At 69.5% G+C, this 24,987-nt stretch carries 27 protein-coding genes and 3 pseudogenes; 13 read left to right on the top strand and 17 right to left on the bottom strand.

Annotated elements, in window-relative coordinates; genetic code table 11:
* Nucleotides 1-28: 28 nt before the first annotated feature.
* From crcB (OHA73_RS21385) to crcB (OHA73_RS21375), 3 genes are read right to left on the bottom strand one after another with little or no spacing between them, the layout of a single operon-like run.
* A complete protein-coding gene (gene crcB / locus OHA73_RS21385; RefSeq protein WP_327655848.1) occupies nucleotides 29-406 on the bottom strand; it encodes a fluoride efflux transporter CrcB in 378 nt (125 codons plus the stop codon).
* Nucleotides 403-753, bottom strand: a complete 351-nt coding sequence (locus OHA73_RS21380) for a DUF190 domain-containing protein (protein WP_327655847.1) — start codon at nucleotides 751-753, stop codon at nucleotides 403-405. The genes crcB (OHA73_RS21385) and OHA73_RS21380 overlap by 4 nt, the downstream gene beginning before the upstream one ends.
* Complete coding sequence (crcB, locus tag OHA73_RS21375) at nucleotides 750-1,241, bottom strand: fluoride efflux transporter CrcB (protein ID WP_327655846.1); 492 nt, start codon at nucleotides 1,239-1,241, stop codon at nucleotides 750-752. The genes OHA73_RS21380 and crcB (OHA73_RS21375) overlap by 4 nt, the downstream gene beginning before the upstream one ends.
* A gap of 631 nt (nucleotides 1,242-1,872) precedes the next feature.
* On the opposite strand from crcB (OHA73_RS21375), the gene OHA73_RS21370 reads away from it, so the two are divergent.
* From OHA73_RS21370 to OHA73_RS21340, 6 genes and pseudogenes are all read left to right on the top strand, one after another.
* Nucleotides 1,873-2,211, top strand: a complete 339-nt coding sequence (locus OHA73_RS21370; RefSeq protein ID WP_327655845.1) for a hypothetical protein — start codon at nucleotides 1,873-1,875, stop codon at nucleotides 2,209-2,211.
* Nucleotides 2,212-3,229: 1,018 nt separating this feature from the next.
* The gene (locus OHA73_RS21360) at nucleotides 3,230-3,667 is read left to right on the top strand and encodes a hypothetical protein (protein WP_327655844.1); all 438 of its coding nucleotides are present in this window, start codon (nucleotides 3,230-3,232) and stop codon (nucleotides 3,665-3,667) included.
* Between the two features lie 124 nt (nucleotides 3,668-3,791).
* On the top strand, nucleotides 3,792-4,298 hold the full coding sequence (locus OHA73_RS21355; protein ID WP_327658498.1) for a GNAT family N-acetyltransferase: 507 nt from the start codon (nucleotides 3,792-3,794) through the stop codon (nucleotides 4,296-4,298).
* Nucleotides 4,299-4,838: 540 nt separating this feature from the next.
* Nucleotides 4,839-4,984, top strand: a pseudogene (locus OHA73_RS21350) (IS256 family transposase); the annotation flags it as partial.
* Between the two features lie 351 nt (nucleotides 4,985-5,335).
* Nucleotides 5,336-5,662, top strand: coding sequence for a hypothetical protein (locus OHA73_RS21345; RefSeq protein ID WP_327655843.1), 327 nt, complete (start codon nucleotides 5,336-5,338; stop codon nucleotides 5,660-5,662).
* Nucleotides 5,663-5,825: 163 nt separating this feature from the next.
* A complete protein-coding gene (locus tag OHA73_RS21340) occupies nucleotides 5,826-6,191 on the top strand; it encodes a VOC family protein (protein ID WP_327655842.1) in 366 nt (121 codons plus the stop codon).
* Nucleotides 6,192-6,319: 128 nt separating this feature from the next.
* Here OHA73_RS21340 and OHA73_RS21335 read toward each other — a convergent pair whose 3' ends face one another.
* The 3 genes from OHA73_RS21335 to OHA73_RS21325 are packed head-to-tail and all read right to left on the bottom strand — an operon-like array spanning nucleotide 6,320 to nucleotide 8,956.
* Nucleotides 6,320-6,994 (bottom strand): response regulator transcription factor, encoded by a 675-nt coding sequence (locus tag OHA73_RS21335; protein ID WP_266711637.1) that lies wholly within the window; start codon nucleotides 6,992-6,994, stop codon nucleotides 6,320-6,322.
* A gap of 32 nt (nucleotides 6,995-7,026) precedes the next feature.
* The gene (locus tag OHA73_RS21330; RefSeq protein WP_327655841.1) at nucleotides 7,027-8,319 is read right to left on the bottom strand and encodes a sensor histidine kinase; all 1,293 of its coding nucleotides are present in this window, start codon (nucleotides 8,317-8,319) and stop codon (nucleotides 7,027-7,029) included.
* Between the two features lie 10 nt (nucleotides 8,320-8,329).
* Complete coding sequence (locus tag OHA73_RS21325) at nucleotides 8,330-8,956, bottom strand: hypothetical protein (protein WP_327655840.1); 627 nt, start codon at nucleotides 8,954-8,956, stop codon at nucleotides 8,330-8,332.
* 232 nt (nucleotides 8,957-9,188) lie between these two features.
* Here OHA73_RS21325 and OHA73_RS21320 point away from each other — a divergent pair, with 232 nt between their 5' ends.
* A complete protein-coding gene (locus tag OHA73_RS21320) occupies nucleotides 9,189-9,359 on the top strand; it encodes a hypothetical protein (RefSeq protein ID WP_327655839.1) in 171 nt (56 codons plus the stop codon).
* A 15-nt stretch (nucleotides 9,360-9,374) separates the two neighbouring features.
* On the opposite strand, the gene OHA73_RS21315 is transcribed toward OHA73_RS21320, so the two are convergent.
* From OHA73_RS21315 to OHA73_RS21270, 10 genes and pseudogenes are all read right to left on the bottom strand, one after another.
* Nucleotides 9,375-10,508, bottom strand: a complete 1,134-nt coding sequence (locus OHA73_RS21315) for an alpha/beta hydrolase (protein WP_327655838.1) — start codon at nucleotides 10,506-10,508, stop codon at nucleotides 9,375-9,377.
* A gap of 165 nt (nucleotides 10,509-10,673) precedes the next feature.
* A pseudogene (locus tag OHA73_RS21310) lies at nucleotides 10,674-11,159 on the bottom strand (transposase); the annotation flags it as partial.
* Nucleotides 11,160-11,274: 115 nt separating this feature from the next.
* Nucleotides 11,275-11,658, bottom strand: coding sequence for a hypothetical protein (locus OHA73_RS21305; RefSeq protein WP_266711627.1), 384 nt, complete (start codon nucleotides 11,656-11,658; stop codon nucleotides 11,275-11,277).
* A gap of 399 nt (nucleotides 11,659-12,057) precedes the next feature.
* Nucleotides 12,058-12,459: a VOC family protein gene (locus OHA73_RS21300; RefSeq protein ID WP_266711625.1), complete on the bottom strand. Its 402-nt coding sequence runs from the start codon at nucleotides 12,457-12,459 to the stop codon at nucleotides 12,058-12,060.
* 59 nt (nucleotides 12,460-12,518) lie between these two features.
* Nucleotides 12,519-13,055 (bottom strand): SulP family inorganic anion transporter, encoded by a 537-nt coding sequence (locus OHA73_RS21295; protein WP_266718706.1) that lies wholly within the window; start codon nucleotides 13,053-13,055, stop codon nucleotides 12,519-12,521.
* 3 nt (nucleotides 13,056-13,058) lie between these two features.
* The gene (locus tag OHA73_RS21290; protein ID WP_403726000.1) at nucleotides 13,059-14,951 is read right to left on the bottom strand and encodes an alkyl/aryl-sulfatase; all 1,893 of its coding nucleotides are present in this window, start codon (nucleotides 14,949-14,951) and stop codon (nucleotides 13,059-13,061) included.
* A 779-nt stretch (nucleotides 14,952-15,730) separates the two neighbouring features.
* Nucleotides 15,731-16,015 (bottom strand): hypothetical protein, encoded by a 285-nt coding sequence (locus tag OHA73_RS21285; protein ID WP_327655837.1) that lies wholly within the window; start codon nucleotides 16,013-16,015, stop codon nucleotides 15,731-15,733.
* Between the two features lie 259 nt (nucleotides 16,016-16,274).
* Nucleotides 16,275-16,481, bottom strand: a complete 207-nt coding sequence (locus tag OHA73_RS21280) for a hypothetical protein (RefSeq protein ID WP_327655836.1) — start codon at nucleotides 16,479-16,481, stop codon at nucleotides 16,275-16,277.
* Nucleotides 16,482-16,951: 470 nt separating this feature from the next.
* Nucleotides 16,952-17,320: a type II toxin-antitoxin system prevent-host-death family antitoxin gene (locus OHA73_RS21275; protein ID WP_327655835.1), complete on the bottom strand. Its 369-nt coding sequence runs from the start codon at nucleotides 17,318-17,320 to the stop codon at nucleotides 16,952-16,954.
* A 127-nt stretch (nucleotides 17,321-17,447) separates the two neighbouring features.
* Nucleotides 17,448-17,603 carry a hypothetical protein gene (locus OHA73_RS21270; protein WP_327655834.1) on the bottom strand — a complete coding sequence of 52 codons (156 nt, stop codon included), beginning with the start codon at nucleotides 17,601-17,603 and terminating at the stop codon, nucleotides 17,448-17,450.
* Nucleotides 17,604-17,660: 57 nt separating this feature from the next.
* On the opposite strand from OHA73_RS21270, the pseudogene OHA73_RS21265 reads away from it, so the two are divergent.
* From OHA73_RS21265 to kynU, 3 genes and pseudogenes are all read left to right on the top strand, one after another.
* A pseudogene (locus tag OHA73_RS21265) lies at nucleotides 17,661-17,804 on the top strand (DUF3151 family protein); the annotation flags it as partial.
* Nucleotides 17,805-17,957: 153 nt separating this feature from the next.
* Nucleotides 17,958-18,800, top strand: a complete 843-nt coding sequence (locus tag OHA73_RS21260) for a tryptophan 2,3-dioxygenase family protein (protein ID WP_266711617.1) — start codon at nucleotides 17,958-17,960, stop codon at nucleotides 18,798-18,800.
* Nucleotides 18,793-19,995 carry a kynureninase gene (kynU, locus tag OHA73_RS21255; protein ID WP_327655833.1) on the top strand — a complete coding sequence of 401 codons (1,203 nt, stop codon included), beginning with the start codon at nucleotides 18,793-18,795 and terminating at the stop codon, nucleotides 19,993-19,995. The genes OHA73_RS21260 and kynU overlap by 8 nt, the downstream gene beginning before the upstream one ends.
* 1,219 nt (nucleotides 19,996-21,214) lie before the next feature.
* Here kynU and OHA73_RS21250 read toward each other — a convergent pair.
* Nucleotides 21,215-21,847, bottom strand: coding sequence for a TetR/AcrR family transcriptional regulator (locus OHA73_RS21250; protein ID WP_266711613.1), 633 nt, complete (start codon nucleotides 21,845-21,847; stop codon nucleotides 21,215-21,217).
* 127 nt (nucleotides 21,848-21,974) lie between these two features.
* On the opposite strand from OHA73_RS21250, the gene OHA73_RS21245 reads away from it, so the two are divergent.
* The 3 genes from OHA73_RS21245 to OHA73_RS21235 all read left to right on the top strand — a co-directional run bounded on the left by OHA73_RS21245 (nucleotide 21,975) and on the right by OHA73_RS21235 (nucleotide 24,984).
* On the top strand, nucleotides 21,975-22,865 hold the full coding sequence (locus OHA73_RS21245; RefSeq protein WP_266711611.1) for an alpha/beta hydrolase: 891 nt from the start codon (nucleotides 21,975-21,977) through the stop codon (nucleotides 22,863-22,865).
* A gap of 122 nt (nucleotides 22,866-22,987) precedes the next feature.
* The gene (locus tag OHA73_RS21240; protein WP_327655832.1) at nucleotides 22,988-24,322 is read left to right on the top strand and encodes a sensor histidine kinase; all 1,335 of its coding nucleotides are present in this window, start codon (nucleotides 22,988-22,990) and stop codon (nucleotides 24,320-24,322) included.
* Nucleotides 24,319-24,984 (top strand): response regulator, encoded by a 666-nt coding sequence (locus tag OHA73_RS21235; protein WP_266711607.1) that lies wholly within the window; start codon nucleotides 24,319-24,321, stop codon nucleotides 24,982-24,984. Before OHA73_RS21240 ends, OHA73_RS21235 begins: the two co-directional genes overlap by 4 nt.
* The last annotated feature ends 3 nt before the right edge of the window (nucleotides 24,985-24,987 follow it).

The following is a 24,987-nucleotide window of genomic DNA, read 5'->3' as shown; positions in this document are numbered from 1 at the left end:
CGGCCTTCTTGCGCGGCGCTGATTCGGATCATGCGAACAGTGCCTGGGCGAGGGCAGAGCCGACGAAGACGGCGCCGAGTCCGGCCACGATGGTGACGACGGCATTGGCCGCGGCGAAGAACCGTGCCCCACCCTCGGCCAGGCGCAGTGTCTCGTAGGAGAACGTCGAGTAGGTGGTCAGTGCTCCGCAGAGCCCGGTGCCCAGTAGCAGCTGCACGGTGTGTCCGGCGGTTCCGGAGAGGGCGGCGCCGGTGAGGGTGCCCAGGATCAGGGAGCCGACGACGTTGACGGTGAACGTGCCCCAGGGGAAGACGGTGTCGTGGCGGGCCTGGACGGCCCTGTCGGTGAGATAGCGCAGCGGGGCGCCGACCGCGCCGCCGAGAGCGACCAGCAGAAGATCACTCACGGGCTCTTCACCTGTGCGCTGTCGAAGCGGACGACCTGGACGGGTTCCAGGGTGATCAGGCCCTCGATGTTCATCTCTTCCAGCTGCGGGAGGAAGGCTTGGACGCGTTCTTCGGTATCGACGATCACCACGGCCACGGGGAGGTCGTCGGCCATCGACAGCAGCCGGGTGGTGTGGACAACCTGTCGGCTGCCGAAGCCCTCCATGCCGTGGAAGATCGAGGCGCCCATCAGTCCAGCGGCGTGGGCCCGGTGGACGATCTCGCTGCACACAGGTTTGTGGTGCCACAGGTCGGTGTCATCGACCAGGACGGTCAGCCGCAGTGCCGCCTGCGTGCTCCAGCTCATGATTCGCTCCACTTCGCCAGGATCCGGCGCGTGCTCCACGCGCCCACGGTCACCGCGGCCACCGCTGCCGCGGCGGTTGCCGCCAGGTAGGTGAGTGCGATGCCCGGCCGGCCGCCGGTGACGAGACGCTCGATGTCCACGCAGTAGGTGGAGAAGGTCGTGAAGCCGCCGAGTACCCCGGTGCCGAAGAACGGGCGGAGCAGCGGGCGGGCGGAGAAGATCTCGGTGACCGCGACGAGGAAGATCCCGATCACCAGGCAGCCGATGACGTTCACCGCCAAGGTGGTGAAGGGGAAGCCGTTGCCGACGGTCGGCCACGCCTGGGCGGCCTCGAAGCGAGCGACAGCACCCAGCGCCCCGCCCAGAGCGATCACCAGCAAGACACCGTCATGCGAACGCCGCAGCTCCTGGCGCTGCCCCGTCCCGGCCAGATCGATATCGGGGTCGGTGGGCTCCGCTGTCGACAGCCCAGTCTCGTCCGAACGCATACCTCTCCCTACACGTGGTGCCCCGACCGCAGGTGCACGGACAGGGTCGGTCACGGGTAGGGACTGTTGGCGGCAGCATTGCCGCGGTTCGGGTACGGCGAGCCCCACCGCCGCGCGGCACACAAAAGCACCGCATAACCCCAGGCTATCCCGTGCACGGGGAACACCCGTCGCCACTGTGCGATTCGGGGACTTGTGAGGACAGTGGCCGCACGTGTCCGTGCAGCGCGGTGCGGCCGTGCGTAACGGTTCCGGGCTGTCAGGGTTCGTTTTGCAGCTCGGGTTCTACGGTGAGTACAACCCTCCGCGCCTTCTGGCCTACCGGGGAGGGGCAACCCTGCAGCAGAGCGAGCCTGTGGCGCATCGTGAAGACGCCGGGCTTGCCTTCCACTCCCGCGGAAGTCACCGACAGCCCGGCCGGTCCCTCGGGGCAACTTCGAGGCCGGGCAGAAGCACGCCCCCGGCTGCCTGGAGGGAGTGCTCCAGTGGCTTGTCCGGGGAGGACAGGAGGGCACGCGGCCGCCGTCCCGAACGGCGGCCGCCACCCGTTCTTCTCCATTCAACGGACTCTGCCGGCCGAGACTGAGGATGACGCCTCCGCACGAAGTCTCAGCTCGGTCTCCGTAGCGGGGTGCAGCGCAAGTACAACGTCAACCGGCACGCGGCATGGCAGGCGTCGGGTGGGCACGATCTGGGCCAGCAGCACATCGTCGACCAGGTGGTCGACGAGCACGCCGCCCTCGACATCTCCTATGCGATGAGCCGTGGGCTCCTGGAACCGACCGGCCTCGCGGGCCGCATGCCCGCAACGCTCTTCCGATCGCCCTGGGACCGCCCTACGCTCGCACCTAGAAGGGGAATTGGGCTCACACCCATGCCCCGGGCTCCCTGCCCCCGAGTCATGACGACCGAGGCCGGCTGGAGCCGCATCACCGACAACGCGGCTCCAGCCTCCGCCCTCCGCACGTGACCGAGCGGCGAGGCAACTCCCGCAGCCTCGCCCCCACGCCAGGAGGGCACCCCGCGCGAGGACCGAGAAAAGGGGAGCCACGGTCCCGCGCGTCCCCTGTTGCCGCCGCATCTGCGGCGGCAACAGGGGAGCTCCGCAAGCCTCCGACCATCGCGCTGCGCATCTGAGGCATTACGGCGTTCCGGTTGGGCCGCCGAGGGAAGGAATCGTCGGACCAGTCCCCGTGGCTCCGACGCATTCCCGCGACATCGGCGCCACGGCCGGGGCGGCACCAGCCGTGGAGGGGAGCCCGTCACTGCCGGTACCACCCACTTCCAGGTTCCTCTGGAAAGCCCGCCCAATCAGTTACGGCCCCGCGCATTTCCTCTACGCCATGAGGCCGCACGACAACCGGATCCCAGACCAAGTGCGCGGTGTCCGCCGCCGGACGGCCGACCGCGGACACCAGGCGTCCCAGGCTGACTGCCTAACCACGGAACACGGCAGTCCGAGTTCCCGGCGCCAAGCACGCCACACCCTCCCTGGCGAACCGGAAGTGACACAGCAAGCAACTGGAGGGTACGCAGGCCCACCAGAACTCCACAGACGTTCTGCGCACCTGAAGCTCACGGCCTGCAACGGCTTCAGCCAGGTCGCGAACGGTGAGACCTCTTTCCGCCGGGTGCCGGAGCGGCTGATCGGTCGAGGGTGTACTGGTTGCGCCGTCCGACCCGTCGCCGATTCAGATAGCCGGCCTGTTCGAGTTCGACGACGACCTCGACCGCCCGCTCGGTGATCGGGCGGCCCGGCCCCGTCCTCGCCTGTGCAGACCCGTCGACGCCGCTGATAGAGCAGTTGCCTTCCCGCTGTTCACCGGCAGGTGCGGAGGCAGACAACGGGGCGCCAGTGATCGTGTGATCCGCCGGTGGGAAGGCCGGGCCCAGGGCGGGAGTCCACGAACCCGGGGTGTTCGACGGCGAACAGGGTTAAGTTGTGCGCCGAGCCGGGAGAAGATCCCCGGCCACGGGGAGGGAAGAACGTGGAGCAGAGCAGGCGGGACGGTGTCTCGCGTCGCGGGCTGATCAGAGGCGGGCTGCTGGCGGTGGCGGCTTCCGGTGTGGCGGTGGTCGGCTTCGCAGGACCGGCGAGCGCGGCCGTGGTCAATCTCGGCCTTGACCGCCAGGGTGCCAAAAGGATCCAGCGGTGGATCCTCACCATGTACGGCTACACGGGCTCGATCGACGGGGCGCTCGGGACCAGCAGCTGGAAGGCGCTGCAGCGATACCTGGCCACCTGGCCCAGTCAGCCCTCGCCTTACAAGGGCGCCATCGACGGGGTCGTGGGGCCCAAGACGATCGTGTCGCTCCAGGCCAACCTGAAGAAGTTCTACGGTTACAAGGGTGCTCTCGACGGCATCGCAGGATCGGGGACCAAGGCCGCGTTCTGGCGCAAGGCCTACTCCAACCCGCCGGTCTGACTGGCTGGGCATCGTGAGCGACACGGCCCGCCAGGGGGCCAGGCCGCTCGCCTTCTGGCAGGCGCTGTGCAGGCCCGCGTCGCGAATCCGCATCGCGCCGGGCCTGGTCGGTGGGGATGCGGGCATGCCGGAGGTGCTTGTCTTGGTCAAGGTTGAGGTGAGACTCGTCGTGCGTGATCTGACGTCTGCTGATCTGACGTCGTGCTCATGGGCAGGATCCGACCACCATCTCCGAGGCGTCGCACAGCAGTTGAAGCGAGCTCAGGCTGGTGACGTCGATTACTTGGCCGTCTGCACGCCCGCGAACATTCCGATCGCGAAGGGCGGCGTGGACTACCGGGCCTCAGAAGGTGCTGGAACTCTGTGGCAGTTGGCCGTCCATCCCGCACTGCAATCGTGTGGAATCGGAACCGTCCTCATTGAGGCCGCGGAACAACGCATCAAGGACCGCGGCCTGCGGCAGGCGGAGCTGGGCGTGGAAGAGGACAATTCGCGCGCTCGCGCCCTGTACGAACGCCTGGGCTACATCGCGTACGGCAGCCGGCCCGATTCGTGGGACGAGCAAGCCTCCGACGGGACACTGCGTCGATACGAGACCACATGCACACTGATGCGGAAGCACTTGTCGTAGGCGGCGCTCCGGTGGGTTGACCTGCGCGCGGGAGCGGGCTCCGCGTGCGGACGTGGCGGGCGAGGGGGGCTCCTTTTCGTGCCGGTGGACAGTTTGCGCACCAATCGCGCACCTTCGGTCAAATAGCTTCATGTGGAACGCAGTTGAACGACGCGACGTACGCTGACGACTCACAGGCAAGCTCAGGGGAAGGGCAGCCAATGGGAGACGAAGCAGAGCCGACGTTCGAGGCACTTCTTGATGCTGCGGTACTCGGGTGGCGATTGGACGAGATACGGGCGGGGCGACTGGAGGCGAACGCCGACGACCGCCTCATCCTCAGAAAACTCGGCGTATTTCAGCGAATGCGCAGTGAAAGCTGGTGCGTCTACAAGGCGAGGCAAAGGAGTTGGGAGTCCCTCCTGGAGGCATCCGAGCGCCACTCCAACCCAGCTGAGCCCGGAGGTTCCGTGCCGCGTGCAGGTGAGGATGGGCAGGCCACTTCATAGCGGCGCCTTCGTGGCGACCCGTGCTCACCCGTTTTGCCGATTGCACCGTCTGCAGGCCGAGCTGAAGTGCGTCTGCCTGGCCGTCATGAGCCTGGATCCCACGGCACCGGACGCAATCGCTGGACCATGCGCTGGAAGGCCGCGCTTCAGGCCTTCGACATCACCCTCGACGGCCGACTCGCCGCAGGCCGCAGCTAAATCAACCCGACCGCGCTCCACCGATCGCTGCACAGACCCGCACCCTCAGCTGAGCCTGCGGACTACCGTTAAGTGCCCGGACGGCAGGTCAACTTGGGGGAGTGGTGCGTGAAGACACCTGCCCGCACCGATCGCGTGAAAGGCGCGCCCAGATCCTTTGGGGCGCTGTGCCTGCTGCTCGCTGTCCTTCTGCCCGCGTGTTCGTTAGGAAAGTCCACACCGGACGCCGCCGGCACAGACCGCACACCGAAATCCCGTTCGGCGGCCACCAACGGAGGTGGGACCTGCGGCCCGGGAACCAGGTCTGGTCGCCTCCCGACGTGGGCCGCTGACAGCTTCGGACCCCGCAGCGTGCCCCACTACGCGCTCGGTGAGCACAACCGCATCCTGGCGGTCCTGTTCGGCTATCCGTACCACGCGCCGTCCGGCGGCAGCGCGAGAACGAACAAGATCCGCTGGGTGCCGCGCGACGACGCTCCCGGTGATGCGCGGTTGACCATCGAGGCCACACTCGCGAATCCGGCGCAGCGGGTTGCCCGCGTTGTGGATCTAGGTTCCTCGATCGTGGACCTGCCCCAGGCCGGATGCCGGCGGCTCTCCCTGTCATGGCCTGGTCACACGGACCGTGTATATCTCGACTACCAGCCACGGCAGGAAGAAGTGCCCGATGGCACGTGAGTGATGAGCCGGTGGGCTCACGTTGCGGAGAGCTCTTCCGGCTTGGGTGAAGCCGGCGCTCAAGTCCTTCACCAGCGGTCCGTCCGGCGGAGCGAGTTTGCCGATGAGTCCACCGCCCTCGAACGGTCTGTCCAGCGATACGACCGTTCTCGACAGGGGTGCCATGTCCACCATCCAGCCAGTGATCCTGACTGCCGACCAGGACGTTCTGCTCGGCTTCTATACGGAATTGTTCGGGGCCGAGGAGATCTTCCGGGTGCCGGCGAAGGGCCCGGTCTTCTACCTCGGCTTGCGCATCGGCGACACCGACCTCGGGCTGGTGGCCAAGGACGACCCGGGAAGCAGGGCGGCGCCGCGGATCCTGCTCAGCATCGGTGTCGACGACGTCGAGGCGACGCTCGGCCGGGTGGAGGCGTTGGGTGGCTCGGTCACCGGCGGACCCAACGACATGCCGTGGGGACAGCGCGTCGCCCACATCAAGGACCCCGACGGTAACGCGGTGAACCTCACTCAGCCGACCCCGGCCTGATGACGCTGGTTCGGGAGCTTGTGCAGGGCGTGGGCTGCCTGCGGTAGAGGTCATTTGCAGGCAGTGGCTTTGATGCTCGCGACGACCTCCTCGCGGCTCGGCGCCGCGGACCCGACGGAGACTCGGGGCTACGCGCCGCCGGTCTCCAGGTAGCGCAGCACCGCCAGCACCCGCCGGTTGTCGGTGTCGGAGGGTGGTAGGTCGAGCTTGGTGAAGATATTGGCGATGTGCTTCTCGACCGCACGCTCGGAGACGACGAAGGCCTCCGCGATGGAGGAGTTCGTCCGGCCCTGGGCCATCAGGGACAGCACCTCGCGCTCGCGCGGGGTCAGGGCGTCCAATGCCGAGGCGCGGCGGGCGGCGCCGAAGAGCTGGGCGACGACCTCCGGGTCCAGGGCGGTACCACCGGCCGCGACCCGCCGCAGCGAGTCCACGAACTCGCCGATGTCCATGACGCGTTCCTTCAGGAGATAGCCGATTCCACCACCGTCACTTCCACTGCTTGTGCTCCGACTGCCGAGCAGGCGGTCCGCGAACTTCGTCTCGACGTACTGCGAGAAGATCAACACGCCGGTGGCCGGATACTCCTGACGGATCGTCACAGCCGCGCGCAGGCCCTCGTCGGTATGGCCGGGCGGCAGCCGGATATCGATCACGGCGGCGTCCGGACGGTGCTCGGCGACGGCGGTGAGCAGTGCCTCGGCGTCCTCGACGGCGGCGGCCACCTCCACGCCGCGCAGGGCGAGGAGTTGGGCGAGTCCGTCACGCAGGATCGCGGAGTCCTCGGCGATGACGACGCGCATGGCCGGTACCTCTGCTGTCTGTGATCAGTTGTTCATCTGGCGGGCAGGAGGACGGTGACCACCGTAGGCCCTCCGGAGGGACTGTCACAGGTCAGGATGCCGTCCACGGTGCGGACCCGGGCCAACAGACCGGTCAGCCCGCTGCCCGCACCGAGGACCGCCCCGCCGCGGCCGTCGTCGCGGACGGCCAGCCGCAGCGCACCGGCCGCCGCTCCCGACCCGGCGGCGACATCGATGGACACTTCCGAGGCGCTGCTGTGCTTGACCGCGTTGGCGAGGAGCTCGGCGGCGCAGAAGTAGGCGATGGACTCGATCGCAGGGGTGGGGCGGACGGGGATGTCGGCGGTGAGGGTCACCGGCAGCGCACTGTCCGCGGCGAGAGTGGCCAGCGCGGCGTCCAACCCCTGGTCCAGGACGGGCGGGTGGATGCCGCGGACAAGGTTGCGGAGATCGACCACGGCCTGTTTCGCGTTGCCCTGGGCGGTGTGGACGACTGCGAGCAGCCGGTCGCGGTCGGCGTCGGCGGTGATCAGTTCATGAATCAGCGTCAGATGCATCCCGAGGCCGACCAGACGCGCCTGTGCGCCGTCGTGCAGATCCCGCTCGATACGGCGCAGCACGGCCGCCGCGTCGTCGACGGCCTGGGCGCGGGTCTCCTCGAGCGTGCGGATGCGCTGGTCGGCGGCGCCCGGGCCGAGGAGGGAGCTGAGTAGAGCCCGGTGCGGGGCGAGGGCGTGGCGCAACAACCACGGGGCGGTCAGCAGGAGCAGCAGCCCGGCCGCGACGGCCACCACCCAGCGCGGCCAGGAGTCGAACTCGACACCCATGACCTGCAGTGATACGTGCCGTACGGAACCGTCGGCCGCGCGGACGGTGACGTAGTTCCAGTGCTTGAGGACGGGATGCAGGGCCAGCAGCAGCCCGTACACGTAGCCGATCGTCACGGCCGCGACGGGCAGGGCCGCGGTCAGGGGCGCGGCGAGCGCGCAGCCCACCGCGCGCCAGCCGGCCCGGGCGCCGAGCGCGGCCCGCCGCCAGCCGAAGACTCCGGGCTCGCTGCGCAGCACCGGCGGCTCGATCGCCATCCCCAACAGGGCCTGAGCCAGTGCCCGTTGGAGAATTCCCAGGGAGAGCGCGCCGCGCACGGTCAGTGCGATCAGCCACGGGCCGAGCGGGGTCACCGACAGCAGGCCGCCGAGGAGCAGGCCGGTGACGACGAGCAGGGCCCCCGCCACGGCGAGGGGCAGCACGAGGAGTGTGTACAGGAGAGCGGTCAGGCTTCTGGGGGCGAAGGGGGTGGTGACGAAGGTGCGTAGGCGGCGCATGGGACTCAACTTAGATCTGATGGGCGACCGGGAGGGCCAGTGCGGCACCCACGACGACGACCAGCAGGGCCAGGAGTACGGGCGTGAGCACCCCGGTGCGGCGGCCGCCGAGGAGGCCGGTGGCCAGCCGGGCCTGAAGTGCGGTCAGGCCCCGGCCGATCCACGGCATGAGGAGGAGGAAGCCCAGCCCGCCGAGGGCGTGCAGACCCCAGACTCCCGCGAGGGTTGGGCCACCCCAGGCGTGGGTGGGGTCGGCGTCGCCGAGGCTGATGAGGGGACGCAGCGGCCAGCCGAAGTTGAGCGGCACCGTCGACCAGCCGTAGACGGTGAGCACGGCGGCTATGAGGTTGAGCGGCAGGCTGATCACTGCGTGTGCCAGGGCCCTGGGGCCGGTGTGCGCCGGCTCCGCAATCTGCAGGCCGAGCAGCCGCCGGGCCAGCCCGCGCTGGACGCGGCCGGCCGGACCGCCGACGAGCGCCAGCGGTACGCACAGCACGCCGACCGGCAGGGCCAGCAGCAGGTACGCCACGCGCCGCCAGGTCGCTGCCCGGAACGGCTCCCGCAGGACCGCCCGCGCTCCGCGTCGGATGGACGGAGCGGACAGGTGGGCCGGGGCCGGGGAAGCTGATGTGACCATGGGAATGCACCTCACTGTGAGCTGGACGAACGCGATGCCTCCAGCTTTCCGGGCGGGCCCACTGTGGACGATGGTGCCCGCACGTAACCCGGTGGTTCGGTTTTCCCCACCCCGTGACCCCTCGCCCGCCCCCTCCACCTCTCGCACCATGCCCCCACCCGTGCTGAGCTCAGCGTTCCCCGGGCGAAACCGTGGGGATGCGGGTGACGCGGAGCGGCTTGAGGTCAAGGATGTGGTTGTAGAGGGCGCCGACGGAGACGCCGAGGAGCTCGGCAATCGACTCGACGCTGTTGTCCGGGTTGGACAGCAGGTCGCGGGCCTGACGCAGCAGGTCGGCGTTGACGGCGTTGGGGCGCCCTCCGACGCGGCCGCGGGCCCGCGCGGCGGCGAGATCAACGCATGATCGTGTGACGAGTTCTTAGGCCGGATTCCTCCGGGCCGTCACCCACGCGGCGAAGTCCTCGACGCCGCCGATGAGCGCTTCAAACCGGAATGAGTGGAAGAGGTCGAAAGCGTGGTGGGCACCCGGTAGTTCGACGTACACGACCGGCGAGGCGGAGACCGATCCCAAAGCGGTGACAAGAGCCCTTGGGTTCTCCGTGTCCACGTGCTCGTCCAGGTCCCCGTGCGCGATGAGGAATGGCGGTGCATCCGTCCGGACGAGGTTTACGGGCGAGGTCGCCGGGTCTCCGTCGAAGTACTCCGCGAGAAAACCGTTGAGCACGACGGCGGCGGTCACGGAGGTGTCCGCCTCCTCGAACCCGGGCTGGTAGTCCGGTTCATTGGGGGTGAGTGCTGCCTGCGCCGCCATGTGCCCGCCTGCGGAGCTCCCCGATACGAACACGGCCGCCGCAGGCGCCGCGCCGTATTCCGCTGCGTGTTCGCGCGCCCAGGCGATGACCTTCTTCGCGTCGATCAGATGGGCGGGATGCGGGAAGTCGGGGCGCAGCCGGTAGTTGGCGCTGATGCAGACCCAGCCCTGGCTGGCGAGCCGGTAGAGCAGGGGCAGCGACTGAGTGTTCTTCCGACCCTGGTCGTAGTGGCCACCATGGAAGTGGATCATTACGGAGCCGCCCTCGGGGCACGAGCGGTGGTGGTAGACGTCGAGGAGGTTGCGACGGCCTGCGTCCCCGTAGCTGAGGTTGCCCACCCGCTTGACGTCACGGCGGCGGCGGAAGACGGGCCTGAACAGGATGCGTGCCAGCGGCGGCCGGCGGTGCGTCCCTGTCCCGGCGCCGAGCGCGTCGTCCAAGGCGACACGCACCACGGACGCCGCCCGCATCCCGCGCAGGGTGACCACCATGAGTCCGGCAGCCGCGGCCCCCGCCACCCCGACGTTCACCCGGTCGGAGGTCGTGGTGATGTCGCCTTCCGAGAAGGCCAGTGCCGTCGAGGCCGCCAGTGCGTAGAGAGCGACGTGCGGGATCTCGTTGAAGACCAGGCCGAGCCGGTAGCTGAAGTAGAAGAGCGGTTGCGGTCCGCGTATGCGAGCCAGGCAGAACACCACGATCAGTACGGCCAACACCACGGTCACCAGATAGCCCACAGCCACCACAGCACCCCGTTCGACACTCGACCTGACAAACCCCTCCTGTGCTATCACGGATGGAATGGTGCGGGAGGGTGAAGTGCCCGCTGCGCAGGTGCACTTGAGGTTGCTGACCGTCCAAGCAGCAGGCGAGAGCACCACGTTGGGGGGGCGTCCCTATGACTTTGGTCAAGGGGCAATCGGGGTTGGTGGTTGGTAGAAGGTGCCGTCGCGGAGCATGGCGAAGAGGACGTCGGCTCGGCGGCGGGCGAGGCAGAGGAGGGCTTGGGTGTGGTGCTTGCCCTGGCTGATCTTCTTTTCGTAGTAGGTGCGGGATTGCGGGTCGCCCAGGGCGGCGAAAGCGGAGAGGAAGAAGGCTCGTTTGAGCTGCTTGTTTCCTCTGCGGGAGGGCTGTTCGCCGCGGATCGAGGACCCGGAGCTGCGGGTCGCGGGGGCGAGGCCGGCGTAGGCCGCGAGGTGGGCGGCACTGGGGAAGCGGGTGCCGTCGCCGACGTCGATGAGGATGCGGGCGCCGGTCCTGATGCCGATACCGGGCATCGAGATCAGGACCTGGGAAAGAGGGTGGGCCTCCAGCAGTTCCTCGATGCGGTGGGCCAGGAGTTTGCGCTGGTCGAGCACGGCCTGGAGCGAGTTGGCGAGGCTGGGGACGATGAGGCCCAGGACGAGGTCCACCGCCAGATACGACAGGAACTGGCCCTGATACGCGGCCGACAGGCTCGCACGGGCGGAGCCCGGGGGCCCACCACCACGGCGGTGGACCCGAACAGCGCTATGGACAGAGCCAGGAGAGTGCGGCGGCGCGCCTGCGCACCAGGAGGTTCTGCGTCCCCAGGCCGATCGCCAGGTATGCGTAGAGCGACGCGCTCCCCAGGAGCCCGGTCCCGGCCGCGTGGTCGATCCACAGTGCCAGCCCGATGTGCACCCCACCCGAGGCGAGCCACAGACCAGTCGTCGCTGCCGTCCCCTTGCGCAGCACCTCGCTCTGGGGTCCACGCCAGATCTCCACGGTCCGGGCCCTTGCCACGCCGAATGACGCCGCGATGGCCAGGCTTGCCACCAGGAGGGCAACGGTCAGCGTGGTCAGCGGGCGATATTTGACGACCGAGCCGATACCGAACGCGATCCCGATGGCACCAAAGGCACCGACTGCCATTGGAGTGACCAGCGATCCGGCACGCGAAACGGGACGGGTACGCAGCTGCTGCCGTATTACCAGGCCGACGACCACCACGGCTATGACGAGGCCAGCCTCTCCACTCGTGTTCTGCACTTCAACTCCCCCTAGAAGCATCGCTGTCCAACCGCAGCATCCGCACTGATCATCATGCGAGGCGCACACGGAGCCTCAGCGACCAGACGTTGGTTATCGGCACGGCCTGCCGGGTTGTTCCGCAAGGCCGTTCAGGCACTTCGTGGACTCAGCCTGTCCTTGGTGGCATACCCGCCGGCCGCGTTAGGTCTGGATCATCCATCGTCGGCCGTCGAGGAGTTTTCGCGCCGCGTCGAGGTGGCCGGCAGAGGTGTGTCCGGGGCCCGAGGCCAAGCGGCGCAGTCACTGGGCAATTTCCCAGATGTGGCCGCCGGGATCGCGGAAGCTGGCGGTCCGTATGCCCCAGGGCCGGTCCATGGGGCCGTTGAGCAGGGTGACACCGCGGGCGACCAGTTCCTTGCACATCGCGTCCACATCGTCCACCGGCAGGGTGAGTTGGAGACGGGAGCCGACGTCGGCCTGGGCGACGCGAGCGGGCGCGATGAGCTCGGGTGCTGCTGTGATCTTCAGCAGGTTGATGATGGTGTTGCCGAACTCGAAGACAGCCGAGTTGTCATTCTCGTAGGCCACCGGTAGCCCGAAGACCTCACGGTAGAACTGCTTCGTGGCGTCGAGATCCTCGACGAAGAGAGTGATCGCACTGATGCCTTTGGTCCATGAAGGAGTGTTAGCCGCTTCTGTCACAGCTCCAAAGGATCTACGAGCGGGCGAGCTATGCATAGAGGTCGGGTGGAGCGATGTTCTTATGACAGGAACGGTGAACGGATCAAGGGGCGTGTTCCCCGGCCACCGACCGCCGAGGGAACACGATCATTACTGCTGCCGGTGGCGTCCTTGAGGACGCCGGTGACGATCTGCAGTGCGATGCCGGTGGTGAAGCCGGTCATCACGGCTGTCGATACGAACGACATCACGGAGCCGAGCTTCAGCAGCCTCATCAGCAGCATGACCACGCCGACCAGGATGGTGAGGGTGGTGACCATCAGGGCGGTACGGGCGAACACCGAGCCGACGATGGTGGGGACGACGCCGGACCATAGGCCCAGGGGCGCGGCGAAGCCTCCGATACCCGCGTAGGCCATGCCTTCGGGGATGGAGAACAGGCCGGTGGCGAAGCCGGAGACGACGTCGCGTGCCGTCGGACGTCCGAGTCCGGCTGGCTTGACCGGTGGCGCCGGGTTCTCAGGCGAAGGGGTGGGGGCCGCGGGGTCCCGCTGTCGGTCATGATCGCCCTCCTGGACGGCACGTGCCGGGCGCGGGCCCGTCGAACACCTGGCAATAGGTCAGGGGGTGACGATGGGGAAGTCCGGGTCGCCGGGATCGAGTACGGCGGTGAGGCGCTGGAGCGCCGACGTGTCGCCCTCGACCTGGACACCGGCCCGGTCGAGGCTCTCCGGGGTGAGCCCGGTGACAGCCAGCTCCGACAGGGCGTGGACTGTGCTGGTGAGGGTGACGTCCGCGGCCGTCTTCTGCGTCGCGACGCTGTAGTTGAGGACGCCGTTGGACAGGGTGAGGCGGTAGCGCTCGTCGGCGTCGGTGAGGCGGACGTCGACCGTGAGCTGTTCGTCCCACGCCTTGGGGCCGTCGATCTGGATGGCGATGGCGTCGAACAGCATCGTGGGGGTGAGGTGCGCGACGATGTCGGGAGACGCGGTGACGGTGGGGGTGCCGAACTGGCCTGCGCGCAGTTCGGTGGTGCCGGAGAGGTAGAAGTTTCGCCACGTGCCGTTCTCCGCGCCGTAGCCGAGCTGTTCCAAGGTGTCGGCGAGCAGTTCGCGGGCCGCGGCATGGTCGGGCTCGGCGAAGACGACGTGGCTGAGCACCTCGGCCGCCCACCGGTAGTCGCCCTCATCGAAGGAACCGCGCGCCTTGTCCACGACGGCGTCGGCACCGCCCATGAACTCGACATAGCGTCGGCCGGCTTCGACCGGAGGGTGCTGCCACAGGTGGGCCGGGTTGCCGTCGAACCAGCCCATGTAGCGCTGGTAGATGGCCTTGAGGTTGTGACTGACCGAACCGTAGTAGCCGTGGGTGTTCCAGGCGTTCTCCAAAGCCGGGGGCAGTTCCAGGTGCTCGGCGATCTCGATGCCGGTCCAGCCCTTGTTGATCAGCCGCAGCGACTGGTCGTGCAGGTAGCCGTAGAGGTCACGCTGGACGCCCAGGAAGCCGACTACGCGGTCCCGCCCCCAGGTGGGCCAGTGGTGCGAGGCGAACGCCACGTCCGTCGCCTCGCCAAACAGGTCGATGGTCTCGGTGAGCGCGTGCGACCAGGCGTGCGGGTCACGGACCACGGCGCCGCGCAGCGTCAGCAGATTGTGCAGCGTGTGGGTGGCGTCCTCGGCCGTGCACAGGGCCCTGAAGTCGGGGAAGTGGATGAGCAGTTCGGCCGGCGCCTCGGTGTTGGGGGCCATCTGGAAAATCATCCGGATCCCGTCGACGACCTCCTCCTGCCCCGTCTCGGTGACGATCAGGGTCGGCGGGATCAGAGTGACCGTGCCGGTGGAGGTGGTCTGGCCGAGCCCGGCTCCGACCGCGCCCTGGGGGCCGCGGGCGAGTGCGGCCCCGTACATATAGGCGGCGCGCCGACCCATCGCGGTGCCCGCGTACACGTTCTCCGCCACCGCGTGCTCGGTGAAACCCTCCGGCGCGATGATCGTGACCCGGCCGGCGTCGACGTCCTCCTGGGTGGTGACGCCCTTGACGCCGCCGAAGTGGTCGACATGCGAGTGCGTATACAGGACACCTGTTACCGGACGCTCGCCTCGGTGCTCGCGGTACAGGGCCAGGGCCGCAGCGGCGGTCTCCGTGGAGATCAGCGGGTCGATGACGAGGACACCGGTGGCGCCTTCGACGAACGTGACGTTCGACAGGTCGAGGCCGCGCACCTGGTAGATACCCTCGACCACTTCGAACAGGCCCTGTTCGGCGACCAGTTGGGACTGACGCCACAGGCTCGGGTTCACCGTGTCGGGAGCATCGCCCTTCAGGAAGGCGTACGTGTCGTTGTCCCACACGACGGCGCCGTCGGCGTCGGTGACGGCGCTCGGCACCCTGCGGGCGATGAGCCCCCGCGAGGCGTCCTCGAAGTCCTGGGAGTCGGCGAACGGGAGGCGCTCCCGCATCTCGGCCTGCTGCTGGGCGATGGGCGGCTGCACGGCCTTCGGCGTCAGATTCATATCGTTAGATTCACACCAGAAAGCGACAAAACGCCGCCGCGACTCACCCCGCCCTCTTGAGGCAGGCCGCCTCTGGACAGTGAAGCCGAGCACAGCGAAGGACGCCCCGCGAAGCCCCGGCGATGGCCCTTGCGATCAGTCACAACATGAGCCGGTGCGGCTGCTGCGGACCATGCCCACAAACATCAGGCCACAGCCGCGGCCTCCCACCTACGGAGCTGAAGGGTCCGTCGACTCAAGGCGGCGCGGTTACGAGATTTCATGATCCTCGTGTGGAAACGTTCCTGCGGTGAGCAGGCTGCCGCCGCGTCCGTCGGTTCCCCTCCTGTGCGCCGGCGGCGCTTGCTTGCGCCCAATGCGGATCGAGACCCTGGACCACAACTCGTCTGCCCGGGCCTCGGCGTTCTGCTGATCCGCCCGATTCGCAGCCACCCTGGAGAGATTTGAAGTGCCTCACTGACGGGAGGCAACGTCAACCTGCGGTGTACCTTCGCATCGGCGCTTCGCCTGCATGAACGGTGCGTGAAGGCGCTTTGGTTCCTCGGGGATTCGTCAATTCGCTGCTAGAACGCAGAACTTGGCGGTTGGTGCATCGTTACAGTGGCGGGGCTCCGCTGCGGGTACCTGACGCGGAGTGAGCGTTCTGGGGAAGTGCACACACCTCGCGGCTGGGCTCTCTCCTTGGGGGTCAGCCTCGCTTCCTCGAACCGGCGGGGCTGGCCCGCCCCCGACCCCAACGAAGCCGCCGCCGGCTTCGGTTGTTCGGCCGCTTGTAGGCGTCAGGTCGAGCTGCGGGCGAGGTCCCACACGACCCGCTTCTTGCGGGGCCCGCGCACGAGGCCCGGGGTCTGAGAGCGGATCGCCGCCAGGGCGTTGATGGTCCAGTACGCCAGCGGATAGAGCGGCAGCAGCAGCTCGAGGTGCAGGTCGACCAGGGCGGCGACGCTCACCTGGATGGTAGCGATGACCGCGATGCCCAGGCCCCAAGCCAGCAGAGCCCTGAAGTGGGCGTCCTGCGGAGCGACGAGGTAGTGCACGCAGCTGTAGACCGTGGTGCACAGCATCAGCACCACCCACACGTAGGAGAGCAGCGCTTCGATGGCGATCGCCCACAGGCTCTCGGAGGGGTGTTCCCCGGCCGCCGACGACCGGGGAACACGTTCTCTATTGCGAGACGTAACTCGCTCGCGCTACACCCGATACGGGACGGGACTGCCGTCGCCGACACCACACTCCCCAAGCAGCCCCACCTGCATGCGGATGAACTGCCCGCCTGTGGCCAGAACGTCGATGCCCCGCCACCTGGCCGGGCGTGGGGCGAGCCTAGGTCATCAAGGTGACCGCCAGCCCCAGGACGACCAGCCCGCCGGCCAGACCGACGAGGGTGGAGCGCAGCGCGCCGACCCGGTTCCGAGGCGGTTCGGGAAGATCGCATGCACAGGCGGACAACCCGTGCCGAAGCACAGGGGAGTCCATCCAGTACGGTTCGGACAATTCAGCCAACTGCTGGGTGCGCGCGGTATCGCTCATACTGGCAAAACGATGCTCCACCGGGCCCGGGCGTACGACCGGCAGAACCTCCTTCGGTTCCTCACGGAAAGGGCGCAACCGTATGCGTCCTGAGCCAGCTGCGCATACCGGGCGCCATCTCGCTGCCCTACTCCCACCGCCCCGGGTGGTCGATCCAGGGGCAACGAAGGAACCGTGACCAGTCACGTGGTCAGGGAGGCGGTCTGGCAGCGGCTGCAGACGGCGATGTGGGTGCCGGTGGGCTGGTTGAGGACGTCCCAGGGCGGGAGGGCCATCGCCCGGGCGCATCGGGGGCAGTCGGGCACTGTCGGTGTCGCGGCATGACGTCGGCAGGGACCGCCGCCGGATGAGGGCACCCCGCACGTCGCTCTGACTCTGGCCTCACACCACAATGGAGTGCGTCCAGGAGTCGGACTGTGTTTCCGGCCTCCCCAACGGGTGTCCCTTGTGATTCGTATCCGGCGACTCTGTCAGTTCACTGATCGGTCGCGGCCCGCTCGCCGCTCCAGCCGCTCGAGCCAGTCGACGGGACGCAGCTCGGCGACTACGACTCGGTCACGCGTGAACGTCATTCGACCTCCGCCTGCGTGCACGTACTGCATATACACGCCGTGCTGTGTCGGGCCGCACGGAAATCTCTCAGTCGCGCTCGGCAGGGGAAGGAGGGTGCCGTATGGGCGTTGGGCCCAGTGGTTGAGCTCGACGAGTTCGGCGGCGGGGAAGAGCACACTGGTGGGCCGGCCCTCGTCTGTGATCGTGACACGCCTTCCGGTGGTCTCGACGTAGGCGACCAGATGCCCGAAGTCCTCTATGGCAAAGGCGAGTTCAGCAGTCCTCATGTTCTTACGTTACTGCCGGTACCTCAATTGTCGTGGGCGTGGGTGGCCATGGTCGACAGCTTCGCCCCGTGATGAGTTCGACGGGCGCGACGTCGAGACGGTCGACACCCGGCCTTCCTCTTGTGCGCTACTCGGAGGCGCCGGTGGTGGTAGATGCCTCGCCTGTCGGGGCCTTGTCGCCCGCCCATTCCGTAGAACAGATTCTGGCGAGGTCCAGGACCCATTCGATGTCCCGTTCCGGCAACTGTGCTGCGACGCTGTCCAGCCATTCTTGCTCGGTCATGTTCCGCCCCTCCCAGGTCATAGCGTCATTCGGGCACAACTTCCGCCATTCTCCTGAGAGCACGAGCCCAACCGCGGCTTCCTGCGCGCGCTGCACGCCCTCGCGCGGGCCGCGGGCGAGATCGGTGAGCAGCAGGAGTACGAGCGCTGCACGCAGTTCCTGAAGGACTCCTCGGAGGCGGCGGCGCAGACGCTGACCTGAGGTTTTGTGGTGCTGTGAGGCCCGCCCGGTCCATTGTGACCAGGCGGGCCTTGCCGTTTCCGGGGACGATTGCGGAGGATGCCCGTGGGGACCGGGGCCCCGTGTCGGTAACGGCAGGGCGGACCGCTACCCGGAGTACAACAGGAGACAGCGATGTCCCACGACGCGGATCACGAGGCGGAAGTCCCCGCCACCCCGCATCTCGACTTCGCGGGCACCACGCCCTACGAGGACTACGTCCAGGCCGACGTCCTCACCCACCTCCAGCACCTGCGCTCGGACGATCCCGGCGAGATGGTCTTCCTGGTCACGACCCAGGTCATGGAGCTGTGGTTCACCGTCATCGTGCACGAGTGGGAGACCGCCTCGCGGGCCCTGTCCGCCGATGACGTGCCGACCGCCGTGGCCGCGCTGAAGCGCTCCGTACGGGAGTTGCAGGCGCTGAACGACTCCTGGCGGCCGCTGGCGCAGCTCACTCCGGCCCAGTTCAACTCGTACCGGTCCGCGCTCGGCGAGGGCTCCGGATTCCAGTCGGCGATGTACCGGCGCATGGAGTTCCTGCTCGGCGAGAAGTCGGCGTCGATGCTGGTGCCGCACCGCGGCGCGCCCCGGGTGCACGCCGAGCTGGAGAAGGCGCTGCACCAGCCGAGCCTGTACGACGAGGTGCTGCGGCTGCTCCACCGGCGCGGGCACGCCGTGCCGCGGGCCGTGCTCGACCGTGACGTGTCGAAGAAGTACGAGCCGTCGGCGGAGGTCGAGGCGGTGTGGACGCGCCTGTACGCGGGCGACGAGAACGATGAACTCGCCCGTCTCGGCGAGGCGTTGACCGATGTCGCCGAGCTGGTGTGGCGCTGGCGCAACGATCACCTGGTGGCCACGCGGCGCGCGATGGGCGCGAAGGCGGGCACGGGGGGCTCCGCCGGTGTGGCGTGGTTGGAGAAGCGGGCGCGCGGCAACGTGTTCCCCGAGCTGTGGACGGCGAGGTCTCATGTCTGATCTGTACGAGCGGGCGCGTGAGCTGGATGCGAAGGATGAACTCGCGGGTGTGCGGGGGGAGTTCGTTCTGGATGACGCGGTTGTCTATCTGGACGGGAACTCGCTCGGTGCGTTGCCCGCGAATGTGCCGGGGCGGGTCGATGACGTCGTCCGGCGGCAGTGGGGCGAGTTGCTGATCCGGTCCTGGACCGAGTCGGGGTGGTGGACCGCGCCCGAGCGGATCGGCGATCTGATCGCGCCGCTCGTGGGCGCGGGCAGCGGGCAGGTGGTGGTTGGTGACTCCACAAGTGTCAATGTTTTCAAGGCACTTGTGGGTGCGGTGCGGTTGTCGGGCGGGCCGGAGGTCGGGCGGGACGAGATTCTCGTCGATGCCGCGACGTTCCCGACGGACGGCTATATCGCGGCCTCCGCGGCGCGGATGACGGGTTGTTCGGTGCGGGCCGTGGAGCCGGGGGAGGTGCCGGGGGCGCTTTCGTCGCGTACGGCGGCGGTGCTGCTGAACCATGTCGACTACCGCAGCGGCCGGTTGCACGATCTGCCCTCGCTGACGGCGGCGATCCGGGGCGCGGGGGCCATCTCGGTGTGGGACCTGTGCCACAGCGCGGGGGCCCTGCCGGTCGGGCTCGACGCGCACGGGGTCGACCTCGCCGTCGGCTGCACGTACAAGTTCCTGAACGGGGGCCCGGGTTCACCCGCGTACCTGTATGTGCGGCGCGAGCACCAGGCTGCCTTCGACTCGCCGCTGCCGGGCTGGAACTCGCACGCCGAGCCGTTCGGGATGCGTTCCGAGTACGAGGCCGCGGACGGGGTCGTACGAGGGCGGGTCGGTACGCCGGACATCCTGTCGATGCTGGCGCTTGAGGCGGCCCTTGAGGTGTGGGCGCGCCCCGATGTCTCCGTCGATGCGGTGCGGGCCAAGTCCCTTGCGCTGACGGACTTCTTCGTGGAGTGCGTCGAGGCGTACGTTCCCGGGGGCCGGGTCGAGGTGGTGACGCCGGGGGCGCACGGGGAGCGGGGGAGTCAGGTGGCGTTGCGGTGTGCGGATGCGGGGGAGGTGATGGGGCGGTTGATCGCGGCGGGGGTCGTCGGGGACTTCCGGGCGCCGGATGTTCTGCGCTTTGGCTTTACGCCGTTGTACCTGTCCTTCGTGGATGTGGAGGGGGCGGCGCGGGTGTTGGCGCGGGGGCTGTCCTAGCGTCATCCGTTTTGGCGGCGTGGGGCCTCCGGCCGTTGTGGGTGGGGGCCATGCCGGGGTCCGGGGTTGGTGCCTGAGGTGACTGGCGCGCGGCGTCGGGCTGCGGGGCTGTGTCGTGGCCGACGTGTGAGGTGACTGTCGCGCGGCGAGGGGCTGCGGGGCTGAGCCGTGGCCGGCGCCTGAGGTGACTGTCGCGCCGCACCGGCCCTTGCCCGGCTGCGCCGGTACCCGCTCATCTCCCACCCGCCCGCCCCCTCCGGGGGCGTCGGCCCGTCCGGGGCCCGGGGGCTGTGCCGGGGGCGGTGTCTGTTCGGATGGCTGCGCGGCGCGGGGGCTGTGCTCTTCCGGGGCCGGGGCCGGGGCCGGGGCCGGGGCCGTTCGTTTTCGTTGCGCGGCACCGGGGGCCGCCTTGCCCACCCTGCCGCCCCAGGCGGCAGATTGCCCAAGGCGGCGGTGGCGTCGACCGCCAATGGCGGGGGAGCCGTGCCTGCGGCAGATTGCCCAAGGCGCGTGCGGCCGACCGCAACGGGTGGGGAGCCGCGGCTGGCGGGGTTCACCCAAGGCGGGGACGGCGTCGGCCGTCAGGGGTGGGGAGCCGTGGTTGGCGGGGGTGCCCGTGGCGGTAGTGGCAGTTCGCAGCGAGTGGGAGGCCGTGGTTGGCGGGGCCTGCCCGAGGCGGCGGCGGTCGACCGTGACGGGTGGGGAGCCGTGGTGGGTGGGGCTGCCCATGGCGGGGGCGGGTCGGCCGTCAGGGGTGGGGAGCCGTGGTCAGCGAGGTCTGCCCGAGGTGGGGGCGCAAATGGGTGCGGGCCATGGTTGACGGGGGCTGCCCGAGGCGGCGGCGGTCGTTCGTAAATGGGTGGGAGCCGTGGTTGGCGGGGTCTGCCCGAGGTGGTGGTCGATCGCCACGGGTGGGGAGCCGTGCGTGGCGGCAGGGATCAGCCCGGTGTGGGCCGGGACGGCCGGGCCCGGGGGCTTCGGGCCGGAGCCCCCGGAGGGGGCGGGTGGGTGGGAGATGGGCGGGCAAGCGGCCCGATGTCCGTTCGGCCCATACGGTGGCCCGGTGGCCCGGTGGCCCGGTGGCCCGGTGGCCCGGTGGCCCGGTGGCCCGGTGGCCCGGTGGCCCGGCGGCCCGGCGGGCCGGTGGCCCGGTGTGCGGCGTTCGGCCCATCGGTCACCCCGCCGACCCACCCCGCCGAGTCCCGCCGCGCCCCCGCCCTCACCCCACATAAACCCCCGCCACCGCCCCCGCGACAGCCCCCGCCACCGCGCGTTCCGCGTCCCTCTCCGTGGGGGCGGCCCCCGTCGTCAGCAGGCGGTAGTACAGCGGCGCGGACACCGCGCGGATGACCTCGGACGGGTCCGTGCCGGACGGCAGTTCGCCGCGGGACACCGCCTGTTCCACGCAGGGGGACCACTCGGCCACCCGGACCTCGTAGAAGTGGGCGAGGGACGATGCCGTGCGTTCGTCGCAGGCGGCCGCGGCGATGACCGCGCGGAACAGGGGGCCCTGCCGCGCGTCCGCCAACGTGCGTTGTACCAGGCGGGCGTTGGCGGTCAGGTCGCCGTGGAGGGTTCCCGTCTCCGTGCGGGGGAGCGACTCCTGGGCCATCTGGTCGAGGAGGTCGGCGACGAGGCCCGTCGGCGAGCCCCACCTCCGGTACACCGTCGTCTTGCCGACGTCCGCGCGCCGCGCGATGTCGCCCAGGTCGAGCCGGTCGAAGCCGTGCTCGGCGAGGACGTCGCCCGCCGCGTCGAGCACCGCCGCGCGGACACGGGCGGTGCGCCCGCCGGGACGGAGCGTGCCGGGTTCGGGCGCATCGGTGGACGCGGCGCTCTGCTCGCTGCTCATGACCGCCAGGGTAACGGAACGAAGGAACCGTTTGTGCGGTCACTGTACGTGTTGACGCACGTCACGGGCCTGGTAGCGTCCGCATACCCGTAACCACAAGTTCCGCACGACGTCGAGAGGTTGGAGCATGCCAGACCCCGACAAGTCCGGCGCCGCCCGCGAGGAGGCGGAGGAGGCGTCGGCCTTCTCGCACCCTGCCGTGCCGCCGGACGTCAGCGCCGCGTACGGCGATCACCCGGATCAGATCGTCGACTTCTACGCCCCGAGGAACGGCGCGACCGCGGCCCCGCTCGTCGTGGTCCTGCACGGCGGCGCGTGGCGGGCGCCGTACGACCGGCAGTACCTGACCCCGTTCTGCGACTTCCTCGCGAGGCGCGGGTTCGCCGTCGCCAACGTCGAGTATCGGCGGGGACCGGGCACGGCGGTGCCTCATCAGGGCGCCGAGGGGCCGGTCGCGGGGCGCTGGCCGGAGACCTTCGACGACGTGGCGACCGCGCTCGACGCGATGCCCGCGCTCGCCGCCGAGCACCTGCCGTCGGCCGACCCGCGCCGCACCGTCGTCACCGGGCACTCGGCGGGCGGCCAGCTCGCGCTGTGGGCGGGGGCCCGGCACGTGCTGCCGGAGGGCGCGCCCTGGCGCACCCCGAACTCGGCGGCGCTGCGCGGCGTCGTCGCCATCGCCCCGCTCGCGGGCTTCGTGCTCGCCGAGGAGCTCGGGGTCTGCGACGGCGCGTGTGTCCAGTTCCTGGGCGGGATGCGGGAGTTGTTCGACGAGCGCCGCCCGTACGCGGACCCCGTGGAACTGCTGCCGACCGGCGTCGCGACGACCCTGGTCCAGGGGCGTACGGACACGACCGTGCCGTTCGAACTGGCCGAGGCGTACGCGGATGCGGCGGCGAAGGCCGGCGAGGTCGTGGGCGTCACGTTCCTGGAGGAGGTCGGCCACTTCCCGGTGATCGATCCGGCGGCGGACGCCTGCGCGGTGGTCGCGGAGGAGATCGCGCAACTGGCCTGGTGACCGCGGTTCCTCGGCCATCAGGGCCTGATCCAAACGACAGGCTCTAGTCCTTGCGACGGACGTCGGCGAACCCTCCTTCGTACGGACGCGGGGCGGTGCACCCGCGTCCTACCGTGAGTGTCATGACCGACACGACCATCATTCAGGGCCCACGCGAGCACAGCCCTGAGATCAATCTCGCGAAGTCGGCGCTGCGGGGGCTGCGCGAGGACCTGTTCCGGGGGGTGCTCGCGTACCGGCCGATGCCGCGGGCGGGCACGGACGGGCCGTGGGCCCGGCAGTTCCCCGACCGCTTCCGCAAGCGCCTGGGGCTGCTGCCGCACGCCGTCGTGCTCGGCCTGGCCGGGCTCACGCTGATCACGGGCATGGCAAGCTACGGCGCCCTCGACGACAGCATCTACGCCCTCGTCGCCGGGCTGATGGTGTCGGTCCCCGTGGCGCTCACCCTGCTCCGCCCGATCCTCGCCTGGTGGCTGTCGTTGGCGGTCGCCCCCGTCCTGGTCTGGGTGACGAGCGACGACCTCTACCCGTGGTCGGCCGGCAGCCTCATGGGGCACACGATCGTGATGATGGTGGTCGCGGCGCGCACCCGGCCGCGTACGGCGGCCTGGATGTGGGCCCTGTCCACGCTGTACGCGCTGCTCTCCGCGGCGGTCTTCGGCGGCCTGGACGGCGGCATCGCCGTCCCGATGGCGGTGCTCTCCGGCATCGGGATCGGGATCGTCGCGCTCGTCCACGTCAACAGGACCGCGCGGCGCCAGGTCGTCCAGGAGCGTACGGTCACCGCCGTCGAGCGGGACCGGCGCACGCTCCTCGAGGAGCGCACGAACATCGCGCGCGAACTGCACGACGTGGTGGCGCACCACATGTCGGTCGTCGCCATCCAGGCCGAGGCCGCGCCCTACCGCGTCGAGAACCCGCCGCCCGAGCTGGAGCAGGCCTTCGTCACGATCCGGGAGAACGCGGTGGCGGCCCTCACCGAGCTGCGCCGCGTCCTCGGTGTCGTACGGGCCGAGGACTACGAGGCGCCCGACGCCCCGCAGCCCACGCTCGCCGACCTCGACAGACTTCTGGAGAACGTGCGGGAGGCGGGCCTGACCGTGACGCGGACGGTGACGGGCGCGGCCCGTGAACTCCCGCAGGGCGTCGAGCTGTCGGCGTACCGGATCGTGCAGGAGGCGCTGAGCAACGCGCTGCGGCACGCGCCGGGTGCGGGGGCCGCGGTCGAGGTGTCGTACGTCCTCGGGGGCCTCGGCCTCAGGATCGTCAACGGCCCGTCGACCGGGCTGGTCAAGCCGAGCCCTGGAGCGGGACACGGCCTCACCGGGATGCGCGAGCGCGTCTCCATGCTCGACGGCGAGATGACCGCGGAGGGGACGGCCGACGGCGGGTACGAGGTGACGGTCTTCATCCCCGTCGCCCGCGCCGTGGCCACCGGGACGGAGGGCGAGGCGTGATCAGGGTGCTGGTCGCCGACGACCAGATGATGGTCCGCGAGGGCTTCTCGGTCCTGCTGAACGCCATGCCGGACTTCGAGGTCGTCGGCGAGGCGGTCAACGGCGTGGAGGCGATCGCCAAGGTCCGCGAACTCCGCCCCGACGTCGTCCTGATGGACATCCGCATGCCGGAGCTGAACGGCATCGAGGCGACCCGCGAGATCGTCGCGGCGGACGCTGGCACGAAGGTGCTCGTCCTGACCACCTTCGACCTGGACGAGTACGTGTACCAGGCGCTGCGGGCCGGGGCCTCGGGATTCCTCCTCAAGGACGCCTCCGCACGCGAACTCGCCGACGGCGTACGGGTGGTGGCGAGCGGCGAGGCCCTCCTCGCGCCGACCGTGACCCGCCGCCTGATCACCGAGTTCGCCAAGCTGTCCGAGACGTCGAGGTTCCCCGTGGGGCGGCAGACGGGCGCGTACGGGGAGCTGACCGAGCGCGAGACGGAGGTGCTCGTCCTGATCGCGCAGGGCCTGTCGAACATCGAGATCGCCGAGCGGCTCGTGGTCGCCGAGTCGACGATCAAGACGCATGTGAGCCGGGTCCTGGTGAAGCTGGGGCTGCGCGACCGGACACAGGCGGCGGTGTTCGCGTACGAGGCACGTCTGGTCACGCCGGGCTGAGCG

This window comes from Streptomyces sp. NBC_00483 (assembly GCF_036013745.1).
In the GTDB taxonomy this organism is placed as follows: Bacteria; Actinomycetota; Actinomycetes; order Streptomycetales; family Streptomycetaceae; genus Streptomyces.
Note: the sequence above shows the minus strand (reverse complement) of the source record. Positions and strands in the feature narration are given on the sequence as shown.

What these genes read in the sequence shown, in the direction of transcription:
- OHA73_RS21380 (WP_327655847.1), bottom strand. Translation starts at nt 753, where the DNA reads ATGAGCTGGAGCACGCAGGCGGCACTGCGGCTGACCGTCCTGGTCGAT.
- crcB (WP_327655846.1), bottom strand. Translation starts at nt 1,241, where the DNA reads ATGCGTTCGGACGAGACTGGGCTGTCGACAGCGGAGCCCACCGACCCC.
- OHA73_RS21355 (WP_327658498.1), top strand. Translation starts at nt 3,792, where the DNA reads ATGCCGGAGGTGCTTGTCTTGGTCAAGGTTGAGGTGAGACTCGTCGTG.
- OHA73_RS21340 (WP_327655842.1), top strand. Translation starts at nt 5,826, where the DNA reads ATGTCCACCATCCAGCCAGTGATCCTGACTGCCGACCAGGACGTTCTG.
- OHA73_RS21335 (WP_266711637.1), bottom strand. Translation starts at nt 6,994, where the DNA reads ATGCGCGTCGTCATCGCCGAGGACTCCGCGATCCTGCGTGACGGACTC.
- OHA73_RS21330 (WP_327655841.1), bottom strand. Translation starts at nt 8,319, where the DNA reads ATGCGCCGCCTACGCACCTTCGTCACCACCCCCTTCGCCCCCAGAAGC.
- OHA73_RS21325 (WP_327655840.1), bottom strand. Translation starts at nt 8,956, where the DNA reads ATGGTCACATCAGCTTCCCCGGCCCCGGCCCACCTGTCCGCTCCGTCC.
- OHA73_RS21305 (WP_266711627.1), bottom strand. Translation starts at nt 11,658, where the DNA reads ATGGCAGTCGGTGCCTTTGGTGCCATCGGGATCGCGTTCGGTATCGGC.
- OHA73_RS21290 (WP_403726000.1), bottom strand. Translation starts at nt 14,951, where the DNA reads ATGAATCTGACGCCGAAGGCCGTGCAGCCGCCCATCGCCCAGCAGCAG.
- OHA73_RS21285 (WP_327655837.1), bottom strand. Translation starts at nt 16,015, where the DNA reads ATGCTGTGCACCACGGTCTACAGCTGCGTGCACTACCTCGTCGCTCCG.
- OHA73_RS21280 (WP_327655836.1), bottom strand. Translation starts at nt 16,481, where the DNA reads ATGAGCGATACCGCGCGCACCCAGCAGTTGGCTGAATTGTCCGAACCG.
- OHA73_RS21275 (WP_327655835.1), bottom strand. Translation starts at nt 17,320, where the DNA reads ATGAGGACTGCTGAACTCGCCTTTGCCATAGAGGACTTCGGGCATCTG.
- OHA73_RS21270 (WP_327655834.1), bottom strand. Translation starts at nt 17,603, where the DNA reads ATGACCGAGCAAGAATGGCTGGACAGCGTCGCAGCACAGTTGCCGGAA.
- OHA73_RS21260 (WP_266711617.1), top strand. Translation starts at nt 17,958, where the DNA reads ATGTCCCACGACGCGGATCACGAGGCGGAAGTCCCCGCCACCCCGCAT.
- kynU (WP_327655833.1), top strand. Translation starts at nt 18,793, where the DNA reads ATGTCTGATCTGTACGAGCGGGCGCGTGAGCTGGATGCGAAGGATGAA.
- OHA73_RS21250 (WP_266711613.1), bottom strand. Translation starts at nt 21,847, where the DNA reads ATGAGCAGCGAGCAGAGCGCCGCGTCCACCGATGCGCCCGAACCCGGC.
- OHA73_RS21245 (WP_266711611.1), top strand. Translation starts at nt 21,975, where the DNA reads ATGCCAGACCCCGACAAGTCCGGCGCCGCCCGCGAGGAGGCGGAGGAG.
- OHA73_RS21240 (WP_327655832.1), top strand. Translation starts at nt 22,988, where the DNA reads ATGACCGACACGACCATCATTCAGGGCCCACGCGAGCACAGCCCTGAG.